A 6,578-nucleotide genomic window follows, 5' to 3' on the forward strand; every position below is an offset into this window, starting at 1 on the left:
CGTTACAATCGTCATTGGCGTCTCGAAAAACTGGGCTTCATGTCACCCCTCGAAGCCCGGCAGTCTTATGCCACCCGGAAGGCCGCATGAGCTGCAAATCTGTGTCCAATCAATTGGGGGCGGTACAGGTTGTCCAGGATCGGTTTGTCGTATTCATCGACCAGCACCACGGCGCGCTGGCCGTGCCGCTCGACAGCGCGCTCGATCAGTTGCTTGAAGCGCAGGTGGGTGTCGCGCGGCGGCGGGGCGATCTCCACCCCCAGCCGCTGCGCGTTGTCATCGAGCAGGGCGTGGATGTGTTCGTCCTGCCCCCGCCCGTCGTGCAGCCGCCCGCCGCCGAAACTCAAGCGGATCACCGGATACTTGCGGCTCCAGTCCCACTTGTCGTGCACGAAGAGACCCCGGAAAAGCGGCTCGTTGCCGGCAAAGAGCTCGGCCAGCGTGTCGAGAAACAGGCTCTTGCCGAAGCGCCGCGGGCGCGAGAGGAAGTAGTACTTGCCGGTGGTGGCCAGCCGGTGTGCAAACGCCGTCTTGTCGACGTAGTAGTAGCCCCCCTCGCGGATCTCGCGCAGGGTCTGAATGCCGATGGGGAGTTTTTGGCGTCGCATCGAACCATTATGATGCCACCTCGGCCTCGAACAGCCCCCATCCCCGGCTTTTCGATTTCAGTTCACCGGTTCATTCGGCCAGCCGGCTATAGCGGGCGCGCACGGCCAGAGCTGCCGCTCCCTCAGCTCAACTGCCGCGCTTGCGCCAGCAGGGTGTCGGCGTCACTGACCTCGAACTGCCCGGGCGCCTCGACGTTGAGGGTACGCACGATGCCGTCCTTGACCAGCATCGAGTAGCGATTCGAGCGCAAGCCCATGCCGCGCGCCGTCAAATCCAAGGTCAAGCCGGTGGCCTTGGCAAACTCGGCGCTGCCATCGGCCAGCATGCGTACCTTGCCAGCGGTGCCCTGGTCGCGCGCCCAAGCGCCCATCACGAAAGCATCGTTGACGCTGACGCACCAGATCTCATCCACCCCTGCGGCACGCAGCTCATCGTAACGCAGCAAATATCCAGGGACGTGCTTGGCCGAACAGGTCGGTGTGTAGGCGCCAGGCAGCGCAAACAGCGCGATGGTCTTGCCCGCGGCGGCTTGGCGCACCGGCACCGGATTCGGACCGATCGAGCACCCTTCGCCGGGCTCCTCCACGTATTCCATCAGCGTCACATCGGGCAAGGGATCGCCCACTTGGATCGTCATGACCTGCTCTCCTCTGCAAAAAAGACGCACTCCCCGATGGATGCGACGCGCACGCCAGCCGCAGCACCCGAGCGCTGCGGTGTTCGAAGCGACACCGCGACGAAGCACACTGCCCCACGGGGTCAAACAAAAAGGGACGACCACATTGTCGGTCGTCCCCATTGACCCGGCAAGCCAGGCGGTTTTTTGTGGCGGCGCTCAGACCTCGGAGGCCTTTTGCACCAAGCGCGTCGCCACCCAGTTCTTGGTCTTGGACAGCGGGCGACTTTCGGTGATTTCGACGACGTCACCCAGCTTGTACTCGCCGTTTTCGTCGTGGGCGTGATACTTGCTGGACTTGATCACGATTTTGTCGTAGAGCGGGTGCTTGACCCGGCGTTCCACCAACACGGTGATGGTCTTGGCGCGCTTGTCGCTGACCACCTTGCCGATCAGGGTGCGCTTGACTTTGGTTTGCGTCATCGTGCTCTCCTCACTGACCGACGGTGCGTTGCTTTTCCGCCAGGATGGTCTTGGCGCGGGCGATGGCCCGACGCGTCTGACGCAAGGCGGCCGTATTGGCGAGTTGCTGCGTGGCCTTCTGCATACGCAGATTGAAATGAGCCTTCTGCAGCGACTTGATTTCGGCCTGCAGGCCCGCCACGTCTTTTTGGCGCAGTTCAGCGGCTTTCATCGGTGCTCCTTCCTCACTGGCCCAGCATGCGGGTGACGAACGTGGTGCGCAGCGGCAGCTTGGCCGCAGCCAGCGCGAACGCCTCGCGCGCCAGTTGCTCGGGCACACCGACGATTTCGTACAGCACCTTGCCCGGCTGGATTTCGGCCACGTAGAACTCGACGTTGCCCTTGCCGTTGCCCATGCGGACTTCGGCCGGCTTCTTCGTGATCGGCTTGTCCGGGAAGACGCGGATCCAGATACGACCACCGCGCTTGACATGGCGCGTGATGGCGCGGCGCGCGGCCTCGATTTGACGCGCGGTCAGACGGCCGCGATCGGTCGCCTTGAGCCCGAAGTCGCCAAACACCACCGTGGTGCCGCTGGTGGCGACCCCGGTGTTGCGGCCCTTGTGCTCTTTGCGGTATTTGCGACGAGCAGGTTGCAACATGGTTTACTCTCCTTTGCCGTCCGCGGCTGCAGGCGCGGGTGCGTCGGTTCGAACGCGCTTAACGGCGGGTTGTGCGGTGGCTTCGGCGGGCTTGTCGCTGCCATCGGCCGGTGCGGCGTTGCCGCCACCACGGCGCGCGCCGCCACGCGGCGGACGCGCACCCTCACGGCGCGGGGCGCGGCGGCTGCGCTCGTCGTCCGGGCGCGGCGTACTGTCCAGCGACGGCACATCGTTGCGGCCCAGGGTGTCGCCCTTGTACACCCACACCTTGACACCGATGGTGCCGTAGGTGGTCTTGGCCACCGAGGTGCCATAGTCGATGTCGGCGCGCAGCGTGTGCAGCGGCACGCGGCCTTCGCGGTACCACTCGGTACGCGCGATTTCGATGCCGTTCAGACGCCCGGAGGACATGATCTTGACGCCCTGGGCGCCCAGGCGCATCGCGTTTTGCATGGCGCGCTTCATGGCGCGGCGGAACATGATGCGCTTTTCCAGCTGCTGGGTGATGCTGTCGGCGATCAACTGCGCGTCAACTTCGGGCTTGCGGATTTCCTCGATGTTGACGGCCACCGGCACGCCCAACATGGCGGCCAGATCCTTCTTCAAGCGCTCGATGTCCTCGCCCTTCTTCCCGATCACCACCCCCGGACGCGCCGAGTGGATGGTGATGCGGGCGTTCTTGGCCGGACGCTCGATGACGATGCGCGACACCGCCGCGTTTTTCAGCTTGCTGCGCAGATATTCACGCACCTTGATGTCGTCGGCCAGCATGCCGGCGAACTCGCGGTTGTTGGCGTACCAGCGGCTGGCCCAGTTGCGGCTGACGGCCAGGCGGAAGCCGGTCGGATGGATTTTCTGCCCCATGGTCTTCCTTTCCTTGGCCTCAGTTGCCCACGGTCACGTAGATATGGCAGGTCGGCTTGCTGATGCGGTTGCCGCGCCCCTTGGCGCGCGCCGTGAAGCGCTTCAGCGTCGTGCCTTGCTCGACGTGGATGGTCTTGACCTTGAGCTCGTCGATGTCGGCACCGTCGTTGTGCTCGGCGTTGGCGATGGCCGACAGCAGCGCCTTCTTGATGATGCCGGCAGCCTTCTTCGGCGTGAAGGTCAGGATCTGCAAGGCCTGGTCCACCTTCTTGCCGCGAATCAGGTCGGCCACCAGTCGACCCTTCTGGGCCGACAGGCGCACGCCGCGAACGATACAGCGGGTTTCCATGATCAATCCTTACTTCTTGGCTTTCTTGTCACCGGGGTGGCCTTTGAACGAGCGCGTCAGCGAAAACTCGCCCAGCTTGTGGCCGACCATCTGTTCGGTGATGTAGACCGGCACGTGTTGCTTGCCGTTGTGCACCGCGATCGTCAGCCCGATGAACTCGGGCAGGATCGTCGAGCGTCGCGACCAGGTCTTGATCGGCTTCTTGTCCTTGGCGGCCTGAGCCTTCTCGACCTTGGCCATCAGGTGATGGTCAACGAAGGGACCTTTTTTCAGAGAACGAGACATGGCTCAACCTTTACTTCTTGCGACGCACGACGATCATGTTCTGCGTGCGACGGTTGTGGCGCGTGCGGTAGCCCTTGGTCAGGTTGCCCCACGGATCGCGCGGCGGCTGACCGGTACCGGTGCGACCTTCACCACCGCCGTGCGGGTGGTCGATCGGGTTCATCGCCACGCCGCGCACCGTCGGACGGATGCCCATGTGGCGCTTCACACCCGCCTTGCCCAACTGCCGCAGGTTGTGTTCGGTGTTGGAGACCTCGCCGATGGTGGCGCGGCAGTCCACGTGCACCTTGCGCACCTCGCCCGAGCGCAGCCGCACCTGGGCGTACACGCCCTCGCGCGCCAGCAGCACCGCCGACGCGCCGGCCGAGCGCGCCAGCTGAGCGCCTTTGCCGGGCTTGAGCTCGATGCAGTGGATGGTGGAGCCCACCGGAATGTTGCGAATCGGCAGCGTATTGCCGACGCGGATCGGTGCCTCCGAGCCGCTGACCACGCTCTGGCCCACTTCGAGGCCGCGCGGCGCAATGATGTAGCGGCGCTCACCGTCGGCGTAGCACACCAGCGCGATGTGCGCCGTGCGGTTCGGGTCGTACTCCAGACGCTCCACTTTGGCCGGGATGCCGTCCTTGTTGCGCCGGAAATCGATGATGCGATAGTGGTGCTTGGCACCGCCGCCCTTGTGGCGCACGGTGATATGCCCGTTGTTGTTGCGCCCCGAGGTCTTGGCCAGCGGCTCCAGCAGCGCAGCGTAGCCAGGACCCTTGTACAGGTGATCGCGCGTGACCTTGACCATGCCGCGACGGCCTGGCGAGGTCGGCTTCATCTTGATGACTGCCATGGCTTTCAGACTCCCTCTGCGCCGAACTGGATCTCCTGACCTTCGGCCAGGGTCACATAGGCCTTGCGCACATGGTCACGGCGACCGATGGTCTTGCCGAAGCGCTTGACCTTGCCTTTTTGGTTCAGGACGTTGACATCCTGCACCTTGACGTTGAACAGCAGCTCCACCGCCGCCTTGATCTCGGGCTTGCTGGCATCGCGCAACACCTTGAACAACACGGTGTTGGTCTTCTCGCCCACGCGGGTAGCCTTCTCCGAGATGATCGGCGCCACCAGCACCTGCATCAGGCGACCTTCGTCGAACTTCGGCTGGCTCATGCGAACATCTCCTTGAGTTGATCGAGCGCCCCCTTGGTGACAAGCACCTTCTTGGCGTGCACCAGCGAGACGGGATCGGCGTAGCGCGGCTCGACCACCAGCACATTGGGCAGGTTGCGCGACGCCAGGTACAGGTTTTCGTCGACTTCGTCGGCGATCACCAGCACCGAGTTCAGATTCATGGCCTTGAGCTTGTTGACCAACAGCTTGGTCTTGGGCGCCTCGACCTTGATGCCCTCCACCACCGACAGTCGCCCTTCACGCACCAGCTGCGACAAGATCGACGCCATGCCGGCGCGGTACATCTTCTTGTTGAGCTTTTGGCTGAAGTTTTCGTTGGGACTGCTAGGGAAGATCTTGCCGCCGCCGCGCCACAGTGGCGAGGAGGTCATACCCGCACGCGCGTTGCCGGTGCCTTTTTGGCGGAACGGCTTCTTCGTCGTGTGCTTGACGGCGCCGCGGTCTTTTTGCGCCCGCGTGCCCTGACGGGCGTTGGCCTGGTAGGCCACGACCAGCTGGTGCACCAGCGCTTCGTTGAATTCGCGACCGAAGACGGTCTCCGGCACCTCGACGGTGGCGGCAGCCTGACCTTGGTCGTTGAGGAGTTCGACTTGCATCCGTTCGCTCCTTACTTGGCAGCCTTGACGGCCGGACGGACGGTGACGAAGCCGCCCTTGGCACCCGGAACGGCCCCTTTGATCAGGAGCAGCTGACGCTCGGCGTCGACCCGCACCACATCGAGGTTTTGGGTGGTGACGGTCTCGGCGCCCATGTGACCGGTCATTCGCTTGCCCGGGAACACGCGCCCCGGATCTTGCGCCATCGAGATCGAACCCGGCACGTTGTGGGAGCGGCTGTTGCCGTGCGAGGCGCGCTGCGAGCCGAAGTTGTGGCGCTTGATGGTGCCGGCGTAGCCCTTACCGATGCTGGTGCCTTGCACGTCGACTTTTTGCCCTGGCTGGAACAGCTCGGCCACCGACAGCGTTGCCCCCGGCGCATACTTGGCCGCGATTTCGGCGCTGACGCGGAATTCCTGGAGGATCTCACCGGCCTCGATGCCGGCTTTGGCGTAGTGACCCGCCATCGGCTTGGTCACGCGGCTGGCGCGCCGCTTGCCATAGGCCACCTGCAAGGCGTCGTAGCCATCGGTGGCCTGGGTCTTGACTTGGGCCACGCGGTTGTTCGACACATCCACCACCGTGACAGGCACTGCGTCCCCGTCTTCGGTGAACAGACGCATCATGCCCACCTTGCGGCCCAACAACCCGAGAGAGTTGCTCAGACTCATTGTTTTCTCCGTTCCCGACTGCAATTGGCCGGGTCTGATGGCCCGCCGCCGGTCGCACGACCGACGCGACGGGCAGGTTACAGGTTGACCTTCGCTCCCGAAAGAACGAAGCCCACAAGTCTACCTTGCGGGCCCGCGTCTGTCAATAGGCTGTCAACAGGTGTAGAAGCAAGATAGTAATGTCCGCTTCCGGCAAAGTAGAAATGTCCGCTTGTTGGTCTGGAAGCGGAGGGCTGGGTGGACAAGCGCATCGAGATGAGCGAGCGGGAGATCGAGCGGCTCAAGGTG

13 protein-coding genes are annotated in these 6,578 nt (G+C 63.9%); all 13 read right to left on the bottom strand.

Going from position 1 to position 6,578, the window contains the following annotated elements; genetic code table 11:
• Positions 1-65: 65 nt before the first annotated feature.
• Complete coding sequence (locus Tchar_RS12985) at positions 66-608, bottom strand: AAA family ATPase (RefSeq protein ID WP_144329412.1); 543 nt, start codon at positions 606-608, stop codon at positions 66-68.
• A 122-nt stretch (positions 609-730) separates the two neighbouring features.
• Positions 731-1,246: a peroxiredoxin gene (locus Tchar_RS12990; protein ID WP_144329413.1), complete on the bottom strand. Its 516-nt coding sequence runs from the start codon at positions 1,244-1,246 to the stop codon at positions 731-733.
• Positions 1,247-1,444: 198 nt separating this feature from the next.
• The gene (gene rpsQ, locus Tchar_RS12995; RefSeq protein ID WP_144329414.1) at positions 1,445-1,708 is read right to left on the bottom strand and encodes a 30S ribosomal protein S17; all 264 of its coding nucleotides are present in this window, start codon (positions 1,706-1,708) and stop codon (positions 1,445-1,447) included.
• Between the two features lie 10 nt (positions 1,709-1,718).
• Positions 1,719-1,919: a 50S ribosomal protein L29 gene (rpmC, locus tag Tchar_RS13000; protein ID WP_144329415.1), complete on the bottom strand. Its 201-nt coding sequence runs from the start codon at positions 1,917-1,919 to the stop codon at positions 1,719-1,721.
• Positions 1,920-1,932: 13 nt separating this feature from the next.
• A complete protein-coding gene (gene rplP, locus Tchar_RS13005; protein WP_144329416.1) occupies positions 1,933-2,349 on the bottom strand; it encodes a 50S ribosomal protein L16 in 417 nt (138 codons plus the stop codon).
• Positions 2,350-2,352: 3 nt separating this feature from the next.
• The gene (rpsC, locus tag Tchar_RS13010; protein ID WP_144329417.1) at positions 2,353-3,213 is read right to left on the bottom strand and encodes a 30S ribosomal protein S3; all 861 of its coding nucleotides are present in this window, start codon (positions 3,211-3,213) and stop codon (positions 2,353-2,355) included.
• A gap of 19 nt (positions 3,214-3,232) precedes the next feature.
• On the bottom strand, positions 3,233-3,565 hold the full coding sequence (gene rplV, locus Tchar_RS13015) for a 50S ribosomal protein L22 (RefSeq protein ID WP_201739378.1): 333 nt from the start codon (positions 3,563-3,565) through the stop codon (positions 3,233-3,235).
• 6 nt (positions 3,566-3,571) lie between these two features.
• Positions 3,572-3,847: a 30S ribosomal protein S19 gene (rpsS, locus tag Tchar_RS13020; protein ID WP_043700960.1), complete on the bottom strand. Its 276-nt coding sequence runs from the start codon at positions 3,845-3,847 to the stop codon at positions 3,572-3,574.
• 10 nt (positions 3,848-3,857) lie between these two features.
• Complete coding sequence (gene rplB, locus Tchar_RS13025; protein ID WP_144329419.1) at positions 3,858-4,682, bottom strand: 50S ribosomal protein L2; 825 nt, start codon at positions 4,680-4,682, stop codon at positions 3,858-3,860.
• Positions 4,683-4,687: 5 nt separating this feature from the next.
• Complete coding sequence (gene rplW, locus Tchar_RS13030; protein WP_144329420.1) at positions 4,688-5,002, bottom strand: 50S ribosomal protein L23; 315 nt, start codon at positions 5,000-5,002, stop codon at positions 4,688-4,690.
• The gene (gene rplD, locus Tchar_RS13035; RefSeq protein WP_144329421.1) at positions 4,999-5,619 is read right to left on the bottom strand and encodes a 50S ribosomal protein L4; all 621 of its coding nucleotides are present in this window, start codon (positions 5,617-5,619) and stop codon (positions 4,999-5,001) included. The genes rplW and rplD overlap by 4 nt, the downstream gene beginning before the upstream one ends.
• A gap of 11 nt (positions 5,620-5,630) precedes the next feature.
• Complete coding sequence (gene rplC, locus Tchar_RS13040; protein WP_144329422.1) at positions 5,631-6,290, bottom strand: 50S ribosomal protein L3; 660 nt, start codon at positions 6,288-6,290, stop codon at positions 5,631-5,633.
• Between the two features lie 77 nt (positions 6,291-6,367).
• Positions 6,368-6,578: hypothetical protein (locus tag Tchar_RS14160; RefSeq protein ID WP_236640470.1), on the bottom strand; the 211-nt coding region annotated here is incomplete at its 5' end.

This window comes from Tepidimonas charontis (genome assembly GCF_007556685.1).
Taxonomy (GTDB): domain Bacteria; phylum Pseudomonadota; class Gammaproteobacteria; order Burkholderiales; family Burkholderiaceae_C; genus Tepidimonas; species Tepidimonas charontis.